This is a genomic window from Shewanella sp. OMA3-2, assembly GCF_021513195.1.
GTDB lineage: Bacteria > Pseudomonadota > Gammaproteobacteria > Enterobacterales > Shewanellaceae > Shewanella.
On record NZ_CP090974.1, the window covers coordinates 1,686,886 to 1,713,344 of the forward strand.

Consider the following 26,459-nt stretch of genomic DNA (forward strand, 5'->3'; position numbering starts at 1 on the left):
GTTTCATTTACCATGGTGTTTCTCCTTTATTGTACTGTTAATCGGCTGCGCATCACTGCAAAGTACAACACAGGGATGACAACTAGGGTTAAAATTGTTGAGATAAAAATGCCAAAGATTAGGCTAATAGCAAGGCCGTTAAATATTGGGTCATCTAAGATAAACAAGGCCCCAATCATCGCCGCGAAAGCGGTTAACATTATCGGTTTTGCTCGAACAGCCCCTGCACTAATGACTGCTTTGTCTAATGCGACGCCTTGAGCTAACTGCTGGTTGATAAAGTCCACCAGTAATATCGAATTTCGCACAATAATACCCGCTAGGGCGATCATGCCTATCATTGATGTGGCGGTAAATTGTGCACCTAATAACGCATGTCCAGGCATCACACCAATGATGGTAAGCGGTATTGGCGCCATGATAACCAATGGCACTAAATAAGATTTAAACTGGCCAACGACTAATAAGTAAATGGCTATCATGCCAACCGCATAAGCAATGCCCATGTCGCGAAAAGTCTCATAAGTAATTTTCCACTCACCGTCCCATAATATCGCCACTTGTGATAGTCCATCTGGCTGATTAACAAAATGTTGGGCTATGGGGTAGGGCTTATCAATATTGGCATCATCAATTTGAGCTGAAATATCAAACATACCATAAAGTGGGCTATCGGTTGGCCCCGCCATGTCTGCGACGACCATGATCATCGGTAGCATATTTTTGTGCACAATAGCGGCGTTAATGTTGCCTTGATGAATGCTAGCGACAGAGGATAAATAAATTGGCTCACCGGCTGTGTTTATCATTTTTAAATTAAGCACCTGCTGTAAATCCACTTTGTCAGCGTCATCTAACTGCAGCCTAATTGGGGTGGGATATTTATTGGTTTGAGAATGTAAATAGCTGACATCTTTGCCGCCAATACTAGTGGCAATGGAATTAACTATTTGTGTGTAAGATAGTCCAAGTAAGCTGGCTTTTGCACGGTCAATATTAACTTGCCATTGCTGCTGCTTGGCGGGTAAATAAATATCCACATCAACCACATGTTCAGTATTGTTAAAGCGCTGCTCTAAATCGCTAGCAGCTTGCTCACGAAGTGCAGTGGTCGGCGCGTAAACTTCAGCCAAAATGGGCGACCATACCGGCGGGCCTGGCGGCACTTCAACAACTTTGATGTTGGCATTATAGCGATTGGCAATTTCTTTAAGTGGCGCCCGTACAGCCAAAGCAATACTGTGACTGTCGCGGCTACGGTGTGACTTATCAACCAAATTAACTTGAATGTCGCCTAGTTCCTGGCTGCTACGCAAAAAGTAGTGGCGAACCAGACCATTAAAGTTCATTGGTGCGTGGGTTCCGGTATACCATTGCTGGTGGTCAATTTCTTCCACTGTACTAAGGTACAGGCTCATCTCTTGTAATACTCGTTGAGTTTGTTCAACGGGCGTGCCTTCGGGTAAATCTACGATCACCTGAAACTCAGACTTATTATCAAATGGCAGCATTTTAAGCACCACAGCTTGCATTACAGGCAGCGCAAGTGCGACAGCAATCAGTGCAACAATACCAACGGCAAGGCCTTTTCGAGCTTTGCCAGCATGCTCGCCAAGTAAAAATGGTGACATTAAACGACTAAATAATTTAGCCATTTTATCATTTGGTTGATCTATCTCAGCGGATTCGGAGTGCTCAGCTTTTGGGTGGTGTGCGAGTAACTTATAAGCCAACCAGGGCGTTAAGATAAAGGCGATCGCCAAAGATAACAGCATGCCCATACTGGCATTAATGGGAATTGGGCTCATGTATGGGCCCATTAAACCAGAGACAAATGCCATAGGAAGTAGCGCTGCAATAACCGTAAATGTGGCTAATATAGTTGGGCCGCCCACTTCATCAACCGCTTCGGGAATAATTTCAAGTAAAGGTTTATTGCTTAACGCCATATGCCGATGAATATTTTCTACTACCACAATGGCATCATCGACCAGTATTCCAATGGAGAATATAAGGGCAAACAGCGAAATACGGTTTAGGGTAAACCCCCATGCCCACGAGGCAAACAAAGTTAGCGCTAGTGTAATAATAATCGCGATACCAACTACGGCTGACTCACGCGCCCCCATGGCAAATAACACCAATAACACCACTGCCGATGTCGCAAATATTAGTTTAAAAATAAGCGTGTTTGATTTATCGCCTGCGGTTTGGCCATAATCGCGTGAGACGGCAATGCCAACATTATCAGGGATTAACAAGTTATCCACTTTTGCAATTCGGTTGAGCACAGCATCCGCAATATCAACTGCATTTTGGCCAGCTTGTTTACCTATCGCGATAGTCACGGCTGGGTAGTCACCAGTGCTGTCAACATGCCTGACATTGTGTTTTGGTGTATCGCTTTTTAAGGTGATCTCAGCAACATCGGATAAATATACCGTTGATGGCATATCTTGTTTGTTTGCGGTGGTATTAACTTTAATAAGTAGATTTTTAACATCATCAATAGTATTGATAAATTGTCCTGCACGGACTTTAATTTCTTGGTTTTGCTGTACCAAAGAATGCAACATAGAGATTTGATTATTATCTTGTAAACGCTGGGATATTTGCTCAATAGTGATCCCAAAGCTATTCATTTTAGCACTATCAAGACGGACGTTTAGCACCATGTCATGACGGCCCTGGGTATAAATCTCTTTGGTTCCCGGTATCCGTTTAAGTTCTGTTTCTAATCCGTTAGCAATTTGTGTGAGCTGCTCGGCGGTCATGTCGGCAGACTTAGCATACAAGGTCAGGCTAACGATAGGCACGTCATCAATGCCTCGGGGTTTAATTAATGGCTCACCTATACCAGCAGCGTGATTAAACTTATCTCGGTTAGAAAATAGTTGATTGTAAATGTTGACCACGGCTTCGTCGCGGGGAATACCCACTTCAAAAACGGTAATAATTAATGCGCCATCGGGTTGGGAAAAAGAGTAAAGGGTATCAACGCCTTTAATTTCGGAAATAATCTGTTCAGCAGGAAAAGTCACCTGGTGCTCAACTTCGCTGGGTGTCGCACCTGGATAAGGTATAAATACGTCCGCAAAGGTGACGTCAATTTGCGGGTCTTCTTCTTTTGGGGTGACGATGACCGCAAAAAGTCCCAATAATAAACCTAATATTGCCAGTAAAGGCGTAATTGCACTGGCTTGAAAGGTTCTGGCTATCCTACCTGAAAAACCAACAACAGGTGTATGTGATGGGTTCATCTGTTTATTCCTGCTTAGTGAGTTGTGGTTTGGCCAAGATGAAGCACATAGTCGGTCGCGTTTAATACTATTTCGTCTCCAGGCATGACACCCGCGAGGACTTCCACCATTTCGACACCTTGATCATTTATATAGGCATTACCTAAGCGAATTTGAGTTTGTAAGTAGCGCTGTTGTTGCTTGCGATACGCAGTGGTCATTTCGCCAACTTGATATAGCGCTGATTTCGGAATACTAATCACCTCTTTAGCTGCAACGGGGAGGGCGACTTTTAACCATTGCCCTGCTTGCAAAGTGTTATCAGGGTTATTGATAATAGCGCGCACTTCAATACTGTGATCTGACTGAGTGCTAAATTGAAATGGATTGATTTGCTCACTAATATATCGATGCTTATCATCAGACAAACTCAATGTCGTCAGAGAGTTTAGTTGTTGGCGATACTGCTGCGGAACATAAAAAATAGCTCTAAGCTTATCGGTGGCATAGCCTGACAGCAGCGCTTGACCATAACTAATTGTTTCACCTTGCTCTATCATTTTAGCGGTTAAACGGCCGGTAAATGGGGCGCTAACAACGGTATAATTAACACTTTCTTTGGCACGAACTAAACGAGCTTGCGCGGCTGACACTGCTTGTTTTGTGCTTTTGGCATTGGCCGTGGCTTCATCCATTGCACCTTGGGATATCGCACCTTTGGGAAAGAGTGTTTGATAGCGTTTAAATTGAGCTTGTGCTTCCACGTTCATCGCTTGTGCTTTAGCCAGATCCGCTTCTGTAGCAGCGAGTTCAGCACCTTGTTCTTTATTGGTAATTTCCAATAATGCAGCGCCCTCAGGCACCAGATCGTTTACATCATAATGAACCGCTAATACTCGCCCCGAAGTTTGTGCTGCCACGGTAGCCGCTTTGACGGGTTCAACTTTTGCATCAAGTTGTAAATAACTTGCTTGCTGAATTAATTGAATTTTAATCGTTTCAAAATGGGTGTTTTGCGCTAAGGTCACCTTAGATGTAACAAGCGCGGCTATTACCAGTATGACCTGAGTGAATAATTTGGATAGACGACGTGCTGACGTGTTCATATAGAGTAGCCTAATTAATGTTTATAAGAAAATTCTAATGGACTTTAGTAAAGCTTGCAAGTTGTTTATTAGAAAAAGTTAATGGATTAGGCATTGCTTAAGTTATCGGCAGATAATATTGAAAAGCAGCCATAAAAAAACCGCTCTAAAAAGAGCGGTTTAAATATTCAATATAATCTATCAGAACTTATGCTTACTAAAATTTATGCTTATTAAAATTTATAGTTATATTGAGCTGAGTAATAGGTTGCTCCTGACTCAGTAAATGCATTTACCGTGGAACCTAAAGCACTTTGCTCAATAACATGTACCTTTTCGCCAACAACCTTAGTAATACCAAAATCAAGTGAAGATTTTGGTGACATATTATAAGTGAAACCTGCTGAATACCACATGCGATCTGAATCTGGAATCGATAATGAAGAGACTTCGCCCACTACGCCATCATCACTGGCAATACCGGTTCTTACTGTCCAGTTGTTATCGATATCATAGGTTGCCCCTAAGCTAAGAAACCAAGAGTCTTTCCAGTGGTATTCTTTTAAGCTATGTGACGCGGTGCCTTTGTCACCCTCGTTGAGTGAAATCTGATCAAAGCTGCTCCATTGAGTCCATTGCGCCGTATAGTGCACCGCAAACTTTTCAGTTAACTGATGAAAACCAGCAAATTGAGCGATATCAGCAATAGGAATATTAATTTCCTCAAAATTTTCAGCTAGGTAACGTACATCACCACTGGCATTCATTTCTGGGCTGAAACGATAACTTAAACCAAATCGGTTATTGGGGTTAACTTCATATGCTAGGCCAACAATGCCGCCTAAAGCCCAGCCATCGGCTTCAACATCGACCAATGAGCCAACAATATTACTGTTTCTGGTTAAGGTGCCAGAGCCTTGAATCACATCTAAACCTAGGCCAAGACTAAGTGATTCATTAATGCGATATGACACACTGGCATTTAAGTTTATTGTGGTTACTTCAGTATTACCGAGTAAGTCCGCTGGTGCTGGAATGGTATTTGGGCCGAGTGAGCCATGATTATTGGCTAACGGGGTTAAATCTGTACCCGTGCCATAGTTACTGAATACGGCAAAACCATAAGCAAAGGTGTCATTAACAGGGTTAATAAAATAGGCATTAGGAATAACTTTGGCTTCAGCGGCGTTATCAATATGTCCGAGTTCAAATGTTTGCCCCATGAAGTCCATTTGAGCATCACTTACCTCTACGTTAACATCGGCATATGACACGCCAACTGAAAGTGCTTTTTGATCAAACAAAGCCATTGCCGCAGGGTTACGTGCTAAAACAGCTGCATTGTCAGCAATAATGGCATCCCCAGCCATCGCTCGACCAATACCCGCAGCAGATTGGCTATTAAGTTGAAAACCTGCAGCGGTCGCTTGAGTGCTTGTAAGTGCTACCGCAGCAGCGAGTAATGTCTTGTTGAATTTAGTCATTGTTTATTACCTATTTTGAGCTGTCATTATGATTGAAATTATGACTGGGTAAGCCAATTTCACTTTGCAGCTTTGAATGTGCAGGCATCTTAGGTAACAGGGGAGAAGCTAACAAGTCCGACCACCTGTTAGTTGTTGTTAACATTGGGTTAATTCAAAAGGTGGCTTTCTGTGATTTTAAGAGGTGATTAATGGATTTGTATTTTAACTTGTTATTTAACAGCTTGTTATGTTTTGTTTTGGTTGTTTTTGTTGTTAAATCTATGTTGCTTTCAAACGCAGCTATTAGGTAAATTTAAAGTGTAAAAAAGCGTACATATGTACGCTTTTTTACACAAAGGTTGTTTATTTGTTCAGTTTGAATGATTTGAGTGCTTAAGCTGTTATTTCAATTGATCACTATTTCTGGCTTTGTAGGTTTTGTTCAAACGCATTGAACTGGCCTTGTACTTCCGCCGTGGGTGGGAATAACTTACTAAATACTATTCCAAAAATAGTGGCGAATAAGAAGCCTGGAATAATTTCATATAAATCGAAAATCCCGCCTTGTAACTGCTCCCAGCCTACAACGGTTACCGCACCAACTAATATTGTGGCTATAGCGCCGTTACGGCTAAATTCTCTCCAGAACAGCGATAGAATGACCACTGGACCAAATGCCGCCCCAAAGCCCGCCCATGCATAACTGACTAAGCCTAACACGCTGCTTTGTGGGTCAAGGGCGATAATGCCCGCGACGAGTGCGATACTGATAACACCCATTCGACCCACTAGCATTAATTCTTTACTGCTGGCTTTAGGGCGTAACCATTTACGGTAGAAATCTTCCGTTATGACACTTGAACAAACCAATAGTTGTGAATCAATAGTGCTCATAATGGCCGATAAAATAGCCGCAATTAGCAAGCCTCCTACCCACGGATTAAACGCTGCTCGGGCTAAGTGAATAAACACGGTTTCAGGGTTTTCTAAAGGTGATTGGGCAAAATAGAGAGTACCCGCTATGCCAGTGGCTAAAGCACCAGCTAATGCGAGCAGCATCCAACTCATGGCTATACGACGGGATAAGCGTAAATCTTTCGCACTGCCAATCGCCATAAAGCGCGATAGGATATGTGGTTGGCCAAAATAGCCAAGTCCCCAGGCAAGTAACGAGACTAAACCAATAACCGTGGTGTTTTCACCCACAAATGACAGCATGGCAGGATCTAAACTGTCCATATTTGCCTGAGTGTCAGCGTGATTAAATATGGCGATAGGCACAATAATTAACGCAACTAGCATTAAACAGCCTTGAAAAAATCAGTCCAGCTGACGGCAAAGAAGCCGCCAACAAAGGTGTATGACACAATAATTACCGAGCCAATGACTAAGGCTAGGGTGTAATCAAGGCCAAAGACTTTTTCAAATAAAATAGCACCACCGACCATGCCAGATGAGGCATAGAAGGTAAAAAATATTAAGATGGTTACCGCAGACACTAACTTCAGTACACCATTATTATCGTTAAATCTATGTTCGAAAAAATCGGGTAGGGTGAGGGAGTTATCGGCAAGTTCGGTATAGACTCGTAAGCGCTTTGCTACAAATAGCCAGTTAAGCCATGCGCCAAACACTAAACCAAAGCCAATCCAGGCTTCGCCCAGTCCACCTAAATAGACTGCACCAGGCAAGCCAAGTAACAGCCAGCCAGACATGTCCGATGCGCCGACACTTAATGCAGTAACCGCTGGGCCCATTTTGCGACCGCCGAGAATATAATCATCGACAGATTCCGTTTTTTTATAGGCCCAAAAACCGATCCCCATCATAACGGCTAAATAGCCGATGAAAGTGATTAAAATAGGTGCTTGAATTTCCATGATTGTTCCATATGGTTATTTTTATGGAGCAATGCTAGCAGAAGATTGATGTAGTTCACACTTTCACTGAGGGAGGAAAGCAAAAAAACACTCAGCCACACTGTAAAGCATGGCTGAGTGTTATATTAAACTTGTGTCGATTACCTTAAATAAACGTTTGCTCAATTTCGCGTTTAATGTAATTAAGATCTGATTGCTGTTCACCAACAAGTAGCATATAGGCTCCAGCAAACTTGAACCCTTGTCCTTTGTATTTCGCATCGGAAAAGGCTTCATCTAAGGTTAATCTGTTTTCTGCAGGCACAATAAACAAGGTGACTTTGTGGCCATTTTCATCTTGCATAACCAGATGCAAAGATTGAACCCCTTGAAAATCGCAGTATGCGGTAAAGAAGACTCTTCCTGGCTGCTGAATAAATTTAGATTGTTGTAACCCAGATAGACTGGCTAACTTGAAGTTGACGTCATTAAAACCGATGTTTTGTTCCATCTGTAGCGCTTTGGTTTCATGGTAAACATGGGCTAAAGCATTCTCAGATAAATCAATTGGGGTAAAACGTAGCATACTAAAGCTTACCCCAACAACAAATGCAATAGAGGCAGCCATAGCGATTAAATAGCGAGTACGTTTTTGCGTTTGTTGATGTTGATTTAGCTGTTGACGCAGTATTAACTTGTCGGCTAAGTCATCAGGTACCGCAATGTTAAGCGCTTGTGTCAGTCGAACATCAAGGGCTTTTAACTCTTTAACCAATTTCGCATCATCTGAGTTATTTACAATATGTTGTAAAAAGTCATCTGACTGATTATTGGGATCGCCATAAGCTTGGCGACGAAATTGTAGATCATCCATTTGATTGACCTCTTACTGCTGGGCTGTCTAATGCATCTTTTAATTGGTTTCTAGCACGAAATAATCGTGTCATCACTGTGTTGCGATTTAATTCAAGCATGTCAGCGATTTCTTCTCCACTAAATCCACCAATGAGCTGTAATAGCAAAGGTTCACGATACTCTAGATCAAGTTTGCCGATTTGCCTGCGCAGCCAATATTGCTCAGTTTCATCTTCAGTGCTACTAGAGATAACATCTTCAAGTAGCTCTTGCTCTACATCACTGTAATCAAACTGTTTACGCTCAAAACGTCTGGCATTTTCTCGACGTAAAATAGTAATAAGCCAGGCTTTGGCTGCTTTATCATCTTTTAAAGAATCTAACGCACGCCATGCCCGTAAAAAGGTTTCTTGAGTAATGTCTTCAGCCACATGTTTATTACCGCATAACCAATAGGCATAACGGAAAATGTCGGTATGAAGTGCCCTGACAAGGCTATCGTAACGTCTTTGTTTATTTACCATGTCAGATAAGACCGAAGGGTCGGACTTTTTCTTTCGCAGAATTTCAAACATTTTTATATTTTTCTCATAATAGTTACCGTTAGCTTACTGGGTCGCAGACAGAGTGCAACTACTATTGTGGATGTTATTTTATTGCTGGGCGTAAGAGTTACAAGAGGCTGTTATGAAAAAAGCTAATAACTATAAGTGGTTACAAGGTGCCAAATAACAGCTCCCGTTTTATGTTAGTCGATAAAGCGGGAGCACAACTTATATGATAAATCTTAAGGATTTAATTTAGCGATGATTGAATCAGCGTGGTTATTGCTGTTAGGTTGATACGATTGGATAGCCTCAATAAGCTGTTTTTTATTCACCAGGGTTTGATGTTGGCTGTAGCGGCCTGATTGTAAAACACCAATAGCTTGTGACAGTAATGCTGAAAGCTGACTAATTTCTGCCAAAGTGACGTTGCGCTTTAATCGTGCCGAAAAATACTGTTGCAGCGTGCTAATTACCTCGCTGACATTATTACGATCGCAGGCATCCACTATGGCGGCTAAGTTAGCCATATCTGTTGTTGGACGTGAAGTGACGTTTATGTCACGAGCCTGTATATGATACCTTTGGCCTGCGGCTTTACGCCATAACACTAAGGTGACTAACCATAGTGCTGCAAATAATCCGGTTAACCATGGCCAATAATCTGCGCTGTTATTAGATTGAGTTTGAGAGGTAACAATTAGTGCATTATCTGTCATTTGACCGGCAACAACCGTAATGGTTTTAGCGGGTAGAATGGCATATTCTTGTTGCCTTAATTGAATATTCCACCAAGGGACTTTTATTTCTGGCAGGATATAAGTCCCTGGTTTAGTGGGCACCATAGCGGCGGTTAAACTGTATTGAGAAATCACTTGGCCATCACGAATACCCGTTTGGCGTATCGGCTTTTCAGGGTAAACTTTCATCCCTTCTGTTGTCGGCATCGCCAGTTCTGGAAGGCTATGTTCATCAACATTAATGGCAATCAAACTGATGGTTCGAGTGATAGGGCTACCTGCTTCAAAGGTGGTTTTGTCATCTGGCCATACTTCGCGTAATGAGACTAAATCACTCACTAACCACTCACCTTGGTAACTCGGTGGGTAGCTATTTATTTGAACCACTTTACGATCAGCTTCGGTTTGCATTGGAATGCTTTCATTAAAACCAAACATACCGCCACGGTTTTGTGTTTCAATTAATACATCACCTGAAAAAGTCGCACCGTTAATAATAATTTCACCAGGTAAGCCTGCAACAATACCGTAGTTACGCTCTATCACCCTAAAACGGCGACCATTTACGATTTCAGTGCTATCGGTATCTTCACCAATTTGTTTTATTTGTGCACCTTTCACCACAGGTGCACTGAGTACGCCGCGTTGTAACTCCACCGCTAAATAGAGTTTCACTTTATAGTTAATTAACTGACCTACATAGGCTTCATCAACATTAGTGCTGGCTTCAATATACAAATTAGCAGCCGCTTGAGGCTGACTGCCGGCGGGGTTAACCTGTAGCGTAATGGGGGATGAACTTACTCCGCCGATAGTGAACGCTGGAATAGTGACTTTACCGGTATATTTAGGCGACAACAGCACTTGCCAGCGGGTTTCTTTGGTGGTGGTAAAATTGATCATTTGGGTACTTCGACCCACGCTCGTACGGCCTACAATAAAGTTATCTAATAATGAAGAAGTATCTAATGCGCCGGCGTTGAGATCGTCATCGGCACTGATATTTAGCACAAAGTATTCACCTTCGCTGACCGGATTTTTGTCGATACTGGCTTCGACCTGGGTGAGCGCCATAACCGAAGGAGCCATAAAAATAAGGATTAGGCTTAATAAAATTCGAATTACCACTGTTCTTTTTCCTTGACCTGTTGACGACGTTTTTGATATTCCAATTGCATTTTATTGCGGATTAATACTTGTGGGTCTTCATTTATTGCTCTTAATGCTCGTTCCATATCTTCGGGCAATGGTTGTTGGCCTATCGTTGTTGGACTAATGGCTTGATTGATAGGCTTGCCATCTTCATCTAATGTCTCTTCTAAAGATTTTCCTGATGCCATTTGCTGATTTGATTGTTCAACATTTTTAGCATCGCTACTTTCAGCATTAGCACTTTGCTCAGTATTGGCTTGCATACTCGCTTCATTACTTGGCGCGGGTTCATCCGCCTCAGTTGAGCTTTCTGAAGCACCTGATTCAGACTGATCGCTGTCAGTATTTTGTGCTGCTTGATCATCAGGCTTATCATTGGATTGACTGCCAGATGATTGTTGCTGATTTTTGTCCTGGTTATCTTCAGGCTGTTGTTTGTCTGGTGCTTCATTGTTTTTAGAATGTTTATCTTGCTCAGCATTTTCAGACTGCTTGCCTTGTTGGTCCTGGTTTGACTGATCAGAGTCTGAACTTGACTCTTGAGCGTCTTGTTGCTGATCATTTTGTTGGTTACTGTTTTTCTGGTCTTGATTTTGTTGCTGATTTTGTTGATTGTCCTGCTTGTTATTTGGGTCATTACTTTGTTGATCTTTATCCTGTGAGTCATTTTGCTCATTATTATCGCTATCTTGCTGATCTTTTTGTGACTGTTGTTCAAGTAATTGCTGCGCTAAGGCTAGGTTTTCTTCAGCCTCAATAAAGTCAGCTCGTAACCCTAAAGCCTGCTGGTAGCGTTTAATCGCTTCAGGTAAATTGCCTAACTGCATCAAACTATTGGCTTGGTTATATAAGCCTTCGGCGCTGTTGTCTAATTCGAATCCTTCAAGTGCTTGTTGGTAGTTTCCAGCTTTATAATGGGCGCTAGCTTGCCAATTAGGTGGACTGAAGTTAGCCGCAGCTTTGGCGTACTCTTTTTTATCAAAAGCTTGCTGGGCTTGTTGATCAGCAGTTAGCCATAAATTGTCCCAAACATTGGCCTGTGCAGGCTGGCTATAACTTGTGCTAAAAGCGAATAAACCTATTAGCCCAGCTAAAGGTAACCAGGATGTGGGTAATATAAGGTTAGCTAGTACGCCGTGTTTAAAGCTTAATAACATAGGTAACAGTAATAATAGTGCTAAATAGGGGCCTAAATCTTGCCATGATTCACCCTCAAGCTCAGTGGCTTTTGCTTGGCCATCTTCGGCAAGCCATTGGACTAACTGCTTAATATCGCTACCATCCGACTTTGCTGCTATCAGAATTCCTGAGCCTTGCTTGGCCAGTTTGTGCAGTAATTTGATATCGGTTTTAGCGACAACCACTTCATTGCTGCTATCACGCATTAATTGGCCATCAGATAGCTTTATCGGGGCACCGGTTTTACTGCCAAAGGCTAATATTGATAAACGATAGCGGCTATTTTTTAATTCGTTATATACCTGATTAAATTGCTGATCAGAAACTCCATCAGTCATTAAAATAATATCGCCAGTAACGTGACCACCTTGGGCTAAAAGCTGCTGGGCTAATGTAATGGCTGATGACAAATTAGACCCTCTTACAGGCATAATATCCGGTGATAATGTCGGTAATAAATTCAGTAAGGTGCCATTGTCACGCGTTAAAGGGCTAATGGTAAAGGCATCACCTGCGTAGGCAATTAAGCCTGTTTCGCCTTCTTTTATGTCAGACAATAAATCTGTCGCGCGAAAGCGAGCGTGGGATAACCTGTTTGGAGTCAGATCGGTCGCGTACATGGAGTAAGACATGTCCATAATCAACACTCGACCTTGATCTGTCGCAAATACCGGTAAGTTTTGTTTACTGATAGCAGGGCCTGCTAATGCTAATACTGCAATAATCCAGCAAAAAGCCAGCAATCCCTTAGGCTTATTGCTTTGCTTAGAACCGTCGTTGATCAACATGCGGCTAAGGTGCGGCGCAATATAAGCTTTCCAAGCAGATTGCTGCTGATGACGGCGCCAAAATAGTAAGCTTAATAAAATAAGTGGCACTAGAGCTAATAGCCACTCTGGGCGGATAAAATGGATCATACTATTTTACCTCCACGCTTAAATGCAGGTAATACCAGACCAGCTTGAAAGTGTTGCTGGGCACTAATTAACATACTGAGTAATAACGACATTAATAAAGGCCAGTAGAATAGTTCTTTCTTGGGACGATAACTTAATTGATCGCGGCTAACCGGTTCTAATGTATCTATGGTCTGATAAATTCTTGCCAGATCTTCACTGTTTCTTGCGCGAAAGTACTGCCCGTTGGTCATGTCTGCTAACTTTTGTAGCTGGGTTTCATCTAAATCCATTGATGGGTTAATGCGTTCTTTACCAAAAATAGTACGGCGTTCAAGTAACTCGGCGCCCACACCTACGGTATAAATGGTGATGTTTCTTTTTGCAGCAATTTCGGCTGCCATTTCAGGCTCAATATTACCTGCATTGTTAGAACCGTCGGTTAACAAAATCAGTACCCGATTACTTTCATCAACCATTTCAAAACGCTTTACTGCTAATGCAATGGCTTCGCCAATAGCGGTTTGTTTACCAACTAAACCAATTTGAGCATCGGTTAAAAACTTTGCTACAGAGCGTCTATCTTGGGTCAGTGGGGCTTGTAAATAAGCATGATCAGCAAATAATATTAATCCGAGCCGATCGCCTTTACGACGTTCAATAAAGTCGGCTAACACATGCTGAATTAAGGTAAAACGGTCCACAATTTTTCCATCAATCACCATGTCTTCAATTTGCATACTGCCTGATAAATCTACGGCCATCATTAAATCACGACCTTTAGATGGTAGCTCAATAGGGTCGCCTAACCATTGCGGCCTTGCGACTGCACATAATAAACATATCCACATTATCCAATATAGCTTGCGTGAGCGCTTAACCGTTTGTTGGCTGTGATTTTTAATGGAGTGACTGACACCGGGAAGTTGTAAGTGCCCGCCTTGGTCAACAATTTTTGTTTGTCTAAAAAATAACGGTAATGGCAATAAAATAAGCACAAAAGGCCAAGTGACACTTAACATGCTGCCTCCTGCTGATCTTGTTTATCGGTATCTTGGTTGCTGACAGGCTCAAAGGGGGATTTATTGGCTAGCCACAGACTGGCCAGCATTAATAATTGCTGATTATCGTCCAGAGTAAGCCCTTTAGCTTGGTGGCGTTTGACTAATAGCGTGCCTATAAGCTGTTGTTTAGTCGGTGGTAAGCGTTGATCTAGCCAATTAAACCACGGCTGACCATTTAAATGTGCCAGTGATTGCCTTGGCAAATAGGTCATTGCGGTGCGTTTAAGTAAGCTATTAACCTCTGAAGCAAAGTTATCTGCATTACTGTCCATCGATTGCAGTATTTTAAGCGCAGTTTTACGTGGTGCGTGATAACGGCGTTGTTTGATAATTTTACTCATGATCCAGCTCAATATTAGGACTGCTAACACAAGTAATAACCAATAGCCTGGGGCGATTGGCATAGAGGAAACCATGTTAGGCAATAAAATGTCATGCATTTGGGCTAACGGCGAAACACCTTGGTTAGCCGCAGCGGCGGGAGCAACTGCCGATGATATGATTGAGTTAATTAAAATAGGTAACATTTAGCGTAATAATTCCAATTGGTCACTCAATGGTTTACCTGCATCGATGAATTTAGGTTGTACATTGAGTTGCTTCATTAATTGCACAAAGCCTTGTTGGGCTGCTTGCTGCTCTACTAACCATTTTTGGTAGCTGTCACGGGTTAATGTTAATTGCTGCTTGCCGTCACGTACCGGAAAAGCAAACTGTTTGGGCAAGTTCAAGGTACCTTGGCGAAGTGGATCTGTTATGACAAATGCACCGATATCACAATGACGTTTTAGTTGTGTTAGCGGCGCAAGGCATTGCTGGCTGAAAAGCTGGCCGTCGGTAATGATCCACACTAATGACCCAGGTTTTGCTATCCGCTGTAATCGCTGGCAAGCTTTGAACATATGCTCGGGGTCTTGCGGCAAATTATCAAATTGATTGAGCTGTTTTTGATGTACATCAATTAAACCTGATGACAGCTGCAACATGCCTTGTCTGCGGCTGCGGGGCTTAAGCTCTAAATGGGTGGTTTCACTGGCAATTAATGCGCCCAGTTTATCGCCGTGTTTTACCGCGCTCCAGGCAATGGTTGTTGCCACGTGCGCAGCCTGAACGGCTTGTAATAATAATTGTGACCCAAAATATAAACTGTGGCTCAAATCGACTAATAATAGAATAGGGCGTTCGCGTTCTTCAATAAACAATTTAGTGTGGGCCACCCCCGTACGCGCGGTGACTCGCCAATCAATAGAGCGCACATCATCACCATTTTGGTAATGACGTACCTCTGCAAACTCCATACCGCGGCCTTTGACTAAACTTGCTCTATGACCTGCCATGGCTGCTTTAGTGCGTGTTTTGCGGTCGGCAATAACATGAGACAGGCTTTGGCAGGCAATTAATTCCTGCTCGTTCAAGTTTATGCCATCACTAAATAACGGCAGTGACAATTCTGCTGTACTCATTGTTTAAGGCACTGCGACTTGAGATAAAATTGTGTCAATAACGCGATCAGCCGTGATGCCTTCTGCCTGTGCTTGATAGCTTAGTAATAAACGGTGACGTAACACATTAGGGGCAACGGCTTGAATATCTTCTGGCGACACATAATCGCGGCCATAAAGCCAAGCTCTTGCACGGGCACAACGTTCTAATGAAATCGTTGCACGTGGACTGACACCATATTCTAACCATTTAGCCAATTCAGGGCTGTATCGTTCAGGCTGACGAGTGGCCATGACGATTTCAACAATGTATTGTTCAAGGGGCTCTGCAAGGTATATTTCTAGTGCTTGGTCTCTTGCAGCAAATACATCGGCTTGCGCCACCGGCTCAGTAATGGGCAGTTGATGGCTAATCGCTTCTTTACGTGACTGACGTAAAATAAGGCACTCAGTTTCCGCATTGGGATAATCCAAATTAATGTGCATCAAAAAACGATCTAACTGCGCTTCAGGTAATGGGTAGGTACCTTCATTTTCTAGCGGGTTTTGAGTTGCCATGACTAAAAACAGTTTAGGTAACGGGTAACTGGTTTTACCGACCGTCACTTGACCTTCTGCCATTGCTTCTAATAAGGCTGATTGTACCTTAGCCAGGGCACGGTTTATTTCATCAGCTAGAATCAAATTATGAAAAATAGGCCCAGCTTCAAATTCAAATGTACCTGTTTGTTGGCGATAAATATCAGTACCGGTTAAGTCAGCTGGCAGTAAGTCGGGGGTAAATTGAATACGATGAAACTCGCCCTCAACACCATCGCACAGGGCTTTAACGGCGCGGGTTTTAGCTAGGCCAGGAGGGCCTTCAACCAGTAAGTGACCGTTAGCAACTAAGGCAATTAAAAGATTTTCAGTCAACACAGGTTGACCTAAAATAACAGTGTCGAGATAAGTTCTTAAAGAATGAAATCGGCTTAAAGGCATACGGTTACTCAATCATTTGCTAATAACATGAAGACAATGCGCCTTATGTTATGAATTCTATATGGATTTAGCTAGTAGGATTAACAGATTTTAACCCTTAATGAAACCAATAAGCGCAATAAGCTACACTAAGGATATTTTGCTGTTAATAGCTAAAGCCTGTGATAACAGATGTGGTGCTATTTCAAGATATATCTAAACATGTGTTTAAAACCAGCAAATAAAAAGTTAGAATCAAATAACACTTTGATGGTCTGACCACTGTGGTCGGGCGAAACGGATATTAACAACTTGAGCTTGTGTCGCCAGGTTAACTATAAAAAGAGGGTGAAAAATGAGTGATAGACAACAGGTAACAAATGCCCGCGGAGAGCGTATTGCAATCGTCGCCGGTTTAAGAACGCCTTTTGCAAAGCAGGCTACCGCATTCCATGGCGTATCAGCATTAGATATGGGCAAAATGGTAGTTAATGAGTTGTTGTCTCGCTCAGAATTAGATCCCAAAACTATTGAGCAATTGGTCTATGGTCAAGTTGTTCAAATGCCTGCAGCGCCCAATATTGCCCGTGAAATCGTGCTAGGTACTGGTATGGATGTTTCTACCGATGCTTACAGCGTAACGCGAGCGTGTGCGACATCTTTTCAATCAGCGGTTAACGTTGCAGAGTCAATTATGACAGGTAACGTTGAAATTGGTATTGCAGGTGGTGCTGACTCTTCATCTGTACTGCCTATTGGCGTGTCTAAAAAGCTAGCCCATGCATTAGTTGACTTAAACAAGGCGCGCACTTTTCAGCAAAAATTTGCCATTATGCGTCGTTTAGGCCTGAAAGATTTAATGCCAGTACCGCCTGCGGTTGCTGAGTATTCAACCGGTTTATCTATGGGGCAAACCGCTGAGCAAATGGCTAAGACCTATGGTATTAGCCGTGCCGATCAAGATGCATTAGCCCACCGCTCACACACGCTTGCGACACAAACCTGGAACTCAGGCGTATTGCAGCAAGAGGTGATGGCAGCGCATATTCCACCTTATAAACAGTTTATCGACCGTGATAACAACATCCGTGAAGATTCTGTACTTGAGTCTTATGCCAAGCTTCGACCTGCATTTGACCGCAAACACGGTACGGTGACCGCGGCTAACAGTACACCATTAACCGATGGCGCATCAGCGATCATTTTAATGAGCGAAGGTCGAGCCAAAGCACTTGGGTATCAGCCAATTGGTTATATTAAAAGTTATGCTTTTACTGCCATTGATGTCTGGCAAGACATGTTAATGGGCCCATCATATGCGACGCCATTAGCACTGAAACGTGCTGGTATGGAATTAGAAGATTTAACCTTAGTTGAAATGCACGAAGCATTTGCAGCTCAAACCCTTGCCAATATGCAGATGTTTGGTTCGAAGAAGTTTGCGGCAGAAAAATTAGGCCGTAATCGTGCTATTGGCGAAATCGACATGAGTAAGTTTAACGTGTTAGGTGGCTCATTAGCTTATGGACATCCTTTTGCGGCAACCGGTACTCGTTTAATCACTCAAGTATGTCAAGAACTTAAGCGCCGTGGCGGCGGAACTGGTTTGGCAACGGCGTGTGCCGCGGGTGGTTTAGGTGCTGCAATGATCGTGGAAGTGGAGTAATTACAATGGAAAAGACATTTAATTTACAACGTCGTGACGACGGTATTGCTATTTTGACTATGGATGTTCCTGGTGAAACCATGAACACCTTAAAAGCTGAATTTGGTGCTGAAATTTCAGAGATTCTGATTGAAATCAAAACCGATGCTAGCATTAAAGGCTTAGTCGTTGTTTCTGGTAAAAAGGATTCATTTGTTGCCGGTGCTGATATCAGTATGCTGGCCGCTTGTAAAAGCGAGCAAGATGCAAAGGATTTATCGCAGCAAGGACATGTGGTATTTAACGAATTAGCGGGTTTGAATATTCCTGTGGTTGCAGCAATAAACGGCGCGTGTTTAGGCGGTGGTTTAGAGCTGGCTTTAGCGTGTCATCTACGCGTTTGTAGCGATGACAACAAAACCGTACTTGGTGTGCCTGAAGTACAGTTAGGTTTATTACCTGGTGGCGGTGGAACACAACGTTTACCTCGCTTAGTGGGCGTGGCTACCGCCTTAGATTTAATGTTAACCGGTAAGCAAGTTCGTCCAAAGCAAGCGTTAAAAATGGGCTTAGTGAATGATGTTGTCCCTAACTCAATTTTATTGGCGACAGCAATTGAGCTCGCTAAAAAAGGTAAAAGTGCAGCTAAACCAGTTAAGCAATCGAAATTAAATCAATTCTTAGAATCGAGTTCATTTACACGTGACATCATGTTTGATCAAGCGCGTAAACAAGTTGAAAAGAAAACTGCTGGTAATTATCCTGCTCCTGCAAAAATTATTGACTGTGTTCGCCAAGGCTTAAATAAAGGCATGGCCAAAGGCTTAGAGATTGAAGCAACTCACTTTGCTAATTTAGTGATGTCCAAAGAGTCAGCAGCACTGCGCAGTATTTTCTTTGCTACTACTGAAATGAAAAAAGAAACCGGTGCTGAAGGCACTGAACCTCGCATCGTTAAAAAAGCCATGGTATTAGGTGGTGGTTTAATGGGCGGCGGCATTGCTTCTGTTACTACAACCAAAGCTAAAATTCCGGTACGAGTAAAAGATATTTCAGAGCAGGGGCTAAGTAATGCCCTAGCTTATGCATATAAATTGCTGGATAAAGGCGTTAAGCGCCGTCATATGACGCCTGCTGCCCGTGATAATGTGATGTCTTTAATGACGACTACAACTGACTATAAAGGTATAAAAGATGCTGATATCGTCGTTGAAGCCGTATTTGAAGACTTAGCATTAAAGCATCAAATGGTTAAAGATGTTGAACGTGAATGTGGTGAAAATACTATTTTTGCCTCTAACACTTCATCATTGCCTATTGGTCAAATTGCTGCTGCAGCAGCGCGTCCTGAAAATGTGATTGGCTTACACTATTTTTCACCGGTTGAAAAAATGCCTTTAGTGGAAGTCATTGCCCATAAAACCACGTCACCTGAAACTATTGCTACTACAGTCGCCTTTGCCCGTAAACAAGGTAAAACACCGATTGTGGTTCAAGATGGTGCTGGTTTTTACGTCAATCGTATTCTGGCGCTTTACATGAATGAAGCGGCGCAATTATTACTTGAAGGTCAGCGAGTCGAGCATCTTGACCGCTCATTAATTAAGTTTGGTTTCCTGGTTGGTCCAATGACTTTATTAGACGAAGTGGGCATTGATGTTGGTGCTAAAATATCGCCTATTTTAGAAAAAGAATTGGGTGCACGTTTTTCTGCTCCAGCTGCATTTGATAAGTTACTTGCCGATGATCGTAAAGGGCGTAAAAACGGTAAAGGTTTTTATCAATATGGTCCTAAAGCGAAAAAAGCTAAGTTGGTTGATGAATCGGTTTATGGCGTATTAGGTATTAAAGCTTCATCTGATAAAGAAGCCAAAGAAGTTGCCGAGCGTTGTACTATTCAAATGCTTAACGAAGCGGTTCGTTGCCTAGAAGAGGGCATCATTGCTAACCCAAGAGATGGTGATATCGGCGCTATTTTTGGTATTGGTTTTCCACCCTTTTTAGGTGGCCCTTTCCGTTATATTGATTCGTTGGGTGCCAAAAATTTAGTGGATACTCTGAGCCGTTATCAGAAACTATATGGTGATCGTTTTGCTCCCTGTGAAATGCTAAAGAATATGGCCACCGAAGGAACACATTTTCATACTAATTAATGAAATTTGATTCACTGCATTTGCTTTTGATTAATAAAGCGGCAATTGTTTGCCGCTTTTTATTGCCTTAAAGGAATACTTTTGCCTGAATTTTAATCGAACTAAGTGATGCTTTACGCTATAATGCTGGCCGTTTATAATCTTTTGGTATTATTAGGATGTATGATATTTGTTATAAACCAAAAGAAACTTTAATAATACAAATAGCCTAGGCTGAAAGTGGAGTGCTGTAGTGCAGCATGTTCAGCGATAATAATGATGGAATGCAGTTAACTGAGAGTACGAAGAGGTTTCAGTGATTTTTCAATTAGATTGGTTATTACTTTCGCTAGTGCTAGTCGTGAGTAGCGTGTTTCTTGGTTTTTCTGCATATTATGCGGGCTTAGCCGTCAAACGCTGGGCGTTTTTGGGTGTCATTTTAGGGCCAGTAGCATACCTGCTATTCAATACACATAAGCATTTAGCTTATCGTAAGGTAGAAGGCGCAAGAGCTCATAGAGTCAACTTTTGAAGCTTAGTACGTTGCTGTAATGAGATATACTGGCCAGATGAATCAGATAGATGAATTCGCAATAGATAATTATTCAGGTTGGCAAAGTATAATTGAGCCAATAAATTATTATTAGCATGTTTAGGGTCTGTTGATCTTCGCTGCAAACACAAGCTGAAAGATCAACCGCTCCTAATAACGGTAAATGTCTAGACAATAAAAAAGGAGCTTACAGCTCCTTTTTTATTGATATCTTGCTTAGTTATTTCCACCAAGCTTTAGCTTGAGTTACTTCTAAACGCTCTAATCCTGCAGGTAATTTCACTTTCTTACGTGCTGGTTTAGCTAAACCCAATGCAATTTTTAATGAATTAAACATAGTTATATTCCTTATGCAGTTTGAGTGTTTAAGACTTTAACGCCTGGAAGTTTAGCGACTTGAGTTTCAAGTACTTTAACGCCTGGAAGTTTAGCGACTTGAGTTTCAAGTACTTTAACGCCTGGAAGTTTAGCGACGTGAGTTTCAAGTACTTTAACGCCTGGAAGTTTAGCGACTTGAGTTTCAAGTACTTTAACGCCTGGAAGTTTAGCGACGTGAGTTTCAAGTACTTTAACGCCTGGAAGTTTAGCGACGTGAGTTTCAAGTACTTTAACGCCTGGAAGTTTAGCAACGTGAGTTTCAAGTACTTTAACGCCCGGAAGTTTAGCGACGTGAGTTTCAAGTACTTTAACGCCCGGAAGTTTAGCGACGTGAGTTTCAAGTACTTTAACGCCCGGAAGTTTAGCGACTTGAGTTTCAAGTACTTTAACGCCAGGAAGTTTAGCGACGTGAGTTTCAAGTACTTTAACGCCAGGAAGTTTAGCGACGTGAGTTTCAAGTACTTTAACGCCCGGAAGTTTAGCGACTTGAGTTTCAAGTACTTTAACGCCCGGAAGTTTAGCAATAGAAATGTCCGTTAACTTTAAAACTTGAGTGCTATTTTTCTCAATTGAGAAGAGTTCTGCTGATGCTGCAGTTGAAAGTATTGATAAAACAGATAGTGCAATTATTCCTTTAATCATTTTCAGTCTCTCTTAGCTCAGGGTTATTATTAAATTGTTATTTTTGACAACTAACGGTTCAATAGCATTTCCTGTGCCAATGTTGACTAAAAGTAGTGTATTTGTTTTTTTTATGGTTTTTTACGCAATCTAACTTTATTAGAATCTGCAGTTAACAGAGCTTCAAAGTCTTTTTCAGGAATCGGTTTGCTGAATATATACCCTTGTATTTCTTCACAATTAAGTGCTTTTAAAATGTTAAGTTGTGCAGCCTGTTCTACACCTTCACCTACAACAGTTAACCCCATATTATGAGCAATAGTAATAATCGAATCGACCATTTTTAAATCGCGATCAGATTTGTCGATATCATCAACAAATGATTTATCAATTTTTAAGCAATTGATTGGAAAACGCTTAAGGTAAGATAATGATGAATAGCCCGTACCAAAGTCATCTAAAGCGAGGCTAACGCCCATTTTTGCAAGCTGTTGCATCACTTTAATAGCATTTTCAGGGTTCTTAATTACCGTTCCCTCGGTGATCTCTAACTCTAAATGATGGGCTGGAAGCTTAGTGAGTCGTAAAATTGACTCTATTCTTTGCTGTAGATCTGGGAGTGCAAATTGACGTGACGATAAATTGACGGCAACGCGGCCATTGAATAAGCCTTGTTCTAGCCACTTTTGAGCAGCAAAACACGCTTTACGCAACACAACATCACCAATTTCAACGATTAAGCCGTTTTCTTCAGCTAGTGGGATAAAATCATTAGGTGGAATAATGCCATGTTTAGGGTGGTTTAATCTGACGAGAGCTTCCATACCAGTTAAACAGTCACTTTTTAAATCGACTTTTGGCTGGTAGTAGACTTCAAATAAGTCGTCCTTTAAGGCCTCACGAATTAAGTTCTCAACTTCTAATTGTCGTAATGCATTTTGGTTAAGAGACTCAGAGTAGAATTGATAACGACTACCACCAGCTGATTTTGCATGGTACATAGCAATATCTGCTTTGCGTAATAATGCTTGTTCGTTTTGTTCGTCTTCTGGATAAAGCACAATGCCAACACTTATACCTAACACCAAAGAGTCCTCATTGATTTCAAATGCAGGTTTGAGCGACTGAATAATATTAGATGCAATCATGGCACTAGAACCAATATCTGGATTTTGGTCAATAAGTAATGCGAACTCATCACCACCCAGTCGATATAAGCTGGCATGGTTGGGGATTGAGGTTTTGATACGTTCAGCAACGGATATAAGCAATTCATCGCCTACTTGATGACCTAAGGAGTCATTTATTCGCTTAAAATTATCTAAATCTAAGACCATTAAAGTATGATGAATATCTTTTTTCACTAGGTTGTTTAAAGTCACCTGTAAACTTGAGCGATTTGGCAAACCAGTGAGTAAGTCGTTATTGGTTAATTTTCGTAACTCTTCTTCTTGTTGTTTACGGCGGGTGATATCTGAAAAAACCCCGACATAATGACTCGTCTCACCCTGTTCGTCATACATAGCATCTATGGTCAGCTCCATCAAAAAGAAGCTTCCATCACCTTTACTTGCTTCTATTTCGCCATTCCAACGTCCTTGTTGACGTAATGCACTTCTAATTTGCTCTGAATAAGAATTAGGATAACGAGTAAATTTTAGCTGTTGTTGTAAGAAGTTATCGCGACAACACAGCGCGATATCGCAACATGCTTCATTTACTTCAACAAACACATAATCTTGGTTGAGAATGAACATCCCCTCAGAAATATTCTCAATTGCACGGGCAAAAAGCTTAAGCTGTTCTTCAACTTGCTTAATATTATTAATGTCTTTTATTGTTCCGGTCATACGAACGGGGTGATCTTTCTGATCTCGTTCAACTATTTTAGCCCTGTCTAAAATCCACATCCATTGGTTATTGCGACCTTTTACCCGATAAGCTATTTCGAAGTGATCTGTGATACTGCTAAAATGATCATTGAGGGCTTTTTGCACTCTAGGTTGATCTGTGGGGTGAATATTACTTTCTTCGCCTATTTGTCCCGAACGACGTCCATCCTGAGGGAAATCTAATGTTCCCCAAATATTAGAGCGAAATATTTTACCGCTTTCTATATCCCAATCCCACATTTCATCGCCACTGCCCCAAAGTGAAAGCTTAAGACGCTCTTCACTAAGTGCTATTTGTTTTTGAATTTGACGACGACGAAGAATAGCTTTTGTGATTACTAATAGTAAAATTAAAAGTATAAAGCTATAAACAATTTTAGCTCGAATGGATAGCCACCATGGTGGCGTAATTGAAATCTCAAGTGACTTTATATCTGATTTGTGGCCTGTTAATTTGTCTTCTGCAAAAACATTAAATGTATACATACCATGAGGCAGGCTAGTGTAAGTTGCAGTATTATTCCTGGTAGGTAACCAATCCGCATCTATTCCTTCAAGGAAATAAAAAAAACTGAATTTAGATACATCTTTACCAATAATATTAAAGTTTAATGAAAAAGGGTAATCTGAGTTTTTTAGTGTTATTTTATCGGTATATTTAATTGGGTTGTTTAGTATGCTTGATTCTAAATTTACTGCTTTGTTGAATACTGATAGTTCTGTAATAGATACTGTGTTTTCATCTTCGTCATTAATGATGTTTTTTATTTTTTCAGGTGTGATTATTGTTAAACCTTCTACCCCACCGATGATTAAACTAGCACCTATTTGCAAGGAGGATTGGGTACTATAATCCTTCAAGCTACCATGGTCACTATTGATTTTTAGTAGGCTTTTTGTATCTAAGTCATATAAATTTATCTCCATGTTAGATGGAGATACTAAAAGATTGTCAAATAATGAAATTGAATAGATTACTTTATTTGTGTGGATAACCTCTTCTGTTGTTCCATTAGTTAAATTGAAACTATTTATTCCAGTCCTAGTTCCGAATAATATTTGGTTATCTTTAAGTAATAAGCTGAATACTAAGTCTTTATTGTATAATGATGAAGTTTCATTATTCTTATGGATCAGCAATCCTTTTTGAGATGCTATAAATACTGTATCTTCAATATAGAAAAAGTCATAAATAGGATAGTTTGTCCTAGTATCTATAACGTTTGTTTTGTTTCCATCACTATCGAAGGATATGATCCTACCATCAAAAGTTGATGCTGAAATGTATTGGTTATTAACCGCGTTAACTCTTAATATATTCTCATTTGAAACTTTCAGTGTTTTATCGAGTATTGTATTTAAAATGTATAGGCCTGTAGATGTACCAATAAATATATTGTTATTGATTTTTGAGATTGTTTTGTGACCGCTAGGTAAATTAGAACCAATTTCGTTGATAATATCTAGTTTTTTATTTAAGACTAATACTTTTTCAGATGCACTTGCTATGTATATATATTCTGTGTCATTAGTGATGGACCAAATATCTTCAACCTTTAATGCGCTTTTTTTTGCTAGGTTGTTCTTTTTACTGATTACTTTGAATCCATCTTGTAAGTTAGAGATAAATATTTCATTGTTGTTGCTAAACACTGATAATTGTTTATTTCTTGAGGGTGTTAACTCGAATGCTCCCACTGTTTTAGTACTGAGTTTTGTTGTATTATTAAGTATGGCGCTATTTAGTTCATAAATGTGAGTTTTAGAAAAAACTTGAATGTCACTGTTGTTTTTATAAATAGTTGTAATGACATCACTACTGTTTTTTGTACTGACTTTTTGTTTTTCCCAATATAATCCAGATATATTTGAGTATAGTATTTTCCCATTGTATATTTCAAAGTCATAGGTTTTTTTACTTAGTATTTTTGTTTTTAAGTTTTTTATTTCTATGATATCACCATCATAATTTCTTATTATTATAGTGTCTCCTATTACTCTTATTTTTTTTATTTCTTTTAATTTGGTGTTTTCAACTTTGTTTATCTGTTTACTTAAATCGTGGTTGAATATATATAGTGTGTTATTTAGCCCTATGTATAGTTTTTCATTCGCAATGTGAGTAGACCAAATTGCTTGTGTCCAAATAGGGTGTTTATCCGTGTTTGTTTGAAATTTTTCAGTTTTATTATCATATAAAGCTAAACCGTTATCCGTACCAACTAAGATAATTCCGTCTTCATTTATAAGTAGATTTCTAATAAATGAACTTGGTAGGCTATCTTTTTGTGAATCATTATAATAGGTCTTAAATTCAGTTCCATCAAATCTGTTTAGCCCGTTAACTGTGCCCACCCAAACATAGCCTTCACTATCTTTTATGATGCTAGTTACAGTATTTTGTGATAAGCCATCAGCAACACTATATTGTTTATAATTAAGCGTGATATCAAATTGTTCAGGATTTATATCTGAAAAAGACATTGATGTAGCGAATGACGATTGAAAACATGCAAAAAGAAGTAGTAATAAAGATAAGATTTTAGGCATAATTTAATTTTCTTGTTCTCGTAGATGCCAAGTAGAAGCGTTGATTAGTCTACTTTTTCAGAATCCATGGGGTTTGTCAAAAGTCTGTTAACAAAAATGAGACTAAGTGTTGTTTTTTCACTCTTTTTGAGAGGGTGAAATTTCATACGAGTTAGTTTTTTTAGTTAACTATTGCTAATTAATTAGTGATTTACACTGATTACTTT

At 40.7% G+C, this 26,459-nt stretch carries 16 protein-coding genes and 1 pseudogene; 3 read left to right on the forward strand and 14 right to left on the reverse strand.

The genetic code is table 11. The features are described 5' to 3' along the window. Positions 1-26 precede the first annotated feature (26 nt). The 12 genes and pseudogenes from L0B17_RS07510 to L0B17_RS07565 form a co-directional block, all read right to left on the reverse strand. Positions 27-3,260, reverse strand: a complete 3,234-nt coding sequence (locus tag L0B17_RS07510; RefSeq protein WP_235088931.1) for an efflux RND transporter permease subunit — start codon at positions 3,258-3,260, stop codon at positions 27-29. 14 nt (positions 3,261-3,274) lie between these two features. Further along, positions 3,275-4,345 carry an efflux RND transporter periplasmic adaptor subunit gene (locus tag L0B17_RS07515; RefSeq protein ID WP_235088933.1) on the reverse strand — a complete coding sequence of 357 codons (1,071 nt, stop codon included), beginning with the start codon at positions 4,343-4,345 and terminating at the stop codon, positions 3,275-3,277. Positions 4,346-4,557: 212 nt separating this feature from the next. Further along, a complete protein-coding gene (locus L0B17_RS07520; RefSeq protein WP_235088935.1) occupies positions 4,558-5,808 on the reverse strand; it encodes an OmpP1/FadL family transporter in 1,251 nt (416 codons plus the stop codon). A 399-nt stretch (positions 5,809-6,207) separates the two neighbouring features. Then, positions 6,208-7,670 (reverse strand): annotated as a pseudogene (gene putP / locus L0B17_RS07525) (sodium/proline symporter PutP). Between the two features lie 145 nt (positions 7,671-7,815). After that, a complete protein-coding gene (locus L0B17_RS07530) occupies positions 7,816-8,523 on the reverse strand; it encodes a DUF3379 domain-containing protein (RefSeq protein ID WP_235088936.1) in 708 nt (235 codons plus the stop codon). Then, positions 8,516-9,079 (reverse strand): sigma-70 family RNA polymerase sigma factor, encoded by a 564-nt coding sequence (locus tag L0B17_RS07535; protein ID WP_235088938.1) that lies wholly within the window; start codon positions 9,077-9,079, stop codon positions 8,516-8,518. The genes L0B17_RS07530 and L0B17_RS07535 overlap by 8 nt, the downstream gene beginning before the upstream one ends. Positions 9,080-9,291: 212 nt before the next feature. Then, positions 9,292-10,917, reverse strand: a complete 1,626-nt coding sequence (locus L0B17_RS07540) for a BatD family protein (protein WP_235088939.1) — start codon at positions 10,915-10,917, stop codon at positions 9,292-9,294. Then, entirely contained in the window at positions 10,911-13,037 is a 2,127-nt protein-coding gene (locus tag L0B17_RS07545) for a VWA domain-containing protein (RefSeq protein ID WP_235088941.1), read from the reverse strand. The genes L0B17_RS07540 and L0B17_RS07545 overlap by 7 nt, the downstream gene beginning before the upstream one ends. Further along, complete coding sequence (locus L0B17_RS07550; protein WP_235088943.1) at positions 13,034-14,038, reverse strand: vWA domain-containing protein; 1,005 nt, start codon at positions 14,036-14,038, stop codon at positions 13,034-13,036. The genes L0B17_RS07545 and L0B17_RS07550 overlap by 4 nt, the downstream gene beginning before the upstream one ends. Continuing rightward, positions 14,032-14,607 carry a DUF4381 domain-containing protein gene (locus L0B17_RS07555; protein WP_235088944.1) on the reverse strand — a complete coding sequence of 192 codons (576 nt, stop codon included), beginning with the start codon at positions 14,605-14,607 and terminating at the stop codon, positions 14,032-14,034. Before L0B17_RS07555 ends, L0B17_RS07550 begins: the two co-directional genes overlap by 7 nt. After that, positions 14,608-15,543, reverse strand: coding sequence for a DUF58 domain-containing protein (locus L0B17_RS07560; protein ID WP_235088946.1), 936 nt, complete (start codon positions 15,541-15,543; stop codon positions 14,608-14,610). It lies immediately after the preceding gene. Positions 15,544-15,546: 3 nt separating this feature from the next. Further along, positions 15,547-16,503 carry an AAA family ATPase gene (locus tag L0B17_RS07565; RefSeq protein WP_235088948.1) on the reverse strand — a complete coding sequence of 319 codons (957 nt, stop codon included), beginning with the start codon at positions 16,501-16,503 and terminating at the stop codon, positions 15,547-15,549. Between the two features lie 334 nt (positions 16,504-16,837). Between L0B17_RS07565 and fadI the strand changes: the two genes are divergently transcribed. From fadI to L0B17_RS07580, 3 genes are all read left to right on the forward strand, one after another. Further along, positions 16,838-18,148 carry an acetyl-CoA C-acyltransferase FadI gene (gene fadI, locus L0B17_RS07570; RefSeq protein ID WP_235088956.1) on the forward strand — a complete coding sequence of 437 codons (1,311 nt, stop codon included), beginning with the start codon at positions 16,838-16,840 and terminating at the stop codon, positions 18,146-18,148. A 5-nt stretch (positions 18,149-18,153) separates the two neighbouring features. Further along, positions 18,154-20,280 (forward strand): fatty acid oxidation complex subunit alpha FadJ, encoded by a 2,127-nt coding sequence (gene fadJ, locus L0B17_RS07575; RefSeq protein ID WP_235088966.1) that lies wholly within the window; start codon positions 18,154-18,156, stop codon positions 20,278-20,280. Between the two features lie 295 nt (positions 20,281-20,575). After that, on the forward strand, positions 20,576-20,791 hold the full coding sequence (locus L0B17_RS07580) for a hypothetical protein (RefSeq protein WP_235088967.1): 216 nt from the start codon (positions 20,576-20,578) through the stop codon (positions 20,789-20,791). 369 nt (positions 20,792-21,160) lie between these two features. Here L0B17_RS07580 and L0B17_RS07585 read toward each other — a convergent pair whose 3' ends face one another. Both L0B17_RS07585 and L0B17_RS07590 read right to left on the reverse strand, forming a co-directional pair. Further along, positions 21,161-21,832 carry a hypothetical protein gene (locus L0B17_RS07585; RefSeq protein ID WP_235088969.1) on the reverse strand — a complete coding sequence of 224 codons (672 nt, stop codon included), beginning with the start codon at positions 21,830-21,832 and terminating at the stop codon, positions 21,161-21,163. Between the two features lie 110 nt (positions 21,833-21,942). Further along, positions 21,943-26,187: an EAL domain-containing protein gene (locus L0B17_RS07590; RefSeq protein ID WP_235088977.1), complete on the reverse strand. Its 4,245-nt coding sequence runs from the start codon at positions 26,185-26,187 to the stop codon at positions 21,943-21,945. Positions 26,188-26,459 lie beyond the last annotated feature (272 nt).

Coding starts and splice junctions, on each gene's coding strand:
- L0B17_RS07560 (WP_235088946.1), bottom strand. CDS start 15,543: ATGAGTACAGCAGAATTGTCACTGCCGTTATTTAGTGATGGCATAAAC.
- L0B17_RS07555 (WP_235088944.1), bottom strand. CDS start 14,607: ATGTTACCTATTTTAATTAACTCAATCATATCATCGGCAGTTGCTCCC.
- L0B17_RS07550 (WP_235088943.1), bottom strand. CDS start 14,038: ATGTTAAGTGTCACTTGGCCTTTTGTGCTTATTTTATTGCCATTACCG.
- L0B17_RS07590 (WP_235088977.1), bottom strand. CDS start 26,187: ATGTCTTTTTCAGATATAAATCCTGAACAATTTGATATCACGCTTAAT.
- L0B17_RS07535 (WP_235088938.1), bottom strand. CDS start 9,079: ATGTTTGAAATTCTGCGAAAGAAAAAGTCCGACCCTTCGGTCTTATCT.
- L0B17_RS07520 (WP_235088935.1), bottom strand. CDS start 5,808: ATGACTAAATTCAACAAGACATTACTCGCTGCTGCGGTAGCACTTACA.
- fadI (WP_235088956.1), top strand. CDS start 16,838: ATGAGTGATAGACAACAGGTAACAAATGCCCGCGGAGAGCGTATTGCA.
- fadJ (WP_235088966.1), top strand. CDS start 18,154: ATGGAAAAGACATTTAATTTACAACGTCGTGACGACGGTATTGCTATT.
- L0B17_RS07565 (WP_235088948.1), bottom strand. CDS start 16,503: ATGCCTTTAAGCCGATTTCATTCTTTAAGAACTTATCTCGACACTGTT.
- L0B17_RS07585 (WP_235088969.1), bottom strand. CDS start 21,832: ATGATTAAAGGAATAATTGCACTATCTGTTTTATCAATACTTTCAACT.
- L0B17_RS07515 (WP_235088933.1), bottom strand. CDS start 4,345: ATGAACACGTCAGCACGTCGTCTATCCAAATTATTCACTCAGGTCATA.
- L0B17_RS07510 (WP_235088931.1), bottom strand. CDS start 3,260: ATGAACCCATCACATACACCTGTTGTTGGTTTTTCAGGTAGGATAGCC.
- L0B17_RS07530 (WP_235088936.1), bottom strand. CDS start 8,523: ATGGATGATCTACAATTTCGTCGCCAAGCTTATGGCGATCCCAATAAT.
- L0B17_RS07545 (WP_235088941.1), bottom strand. CDS start 13,037: ATGATCCATTTTATCCGCCCAGAGTGGCTATTAGCTCTAGTGCCACTT.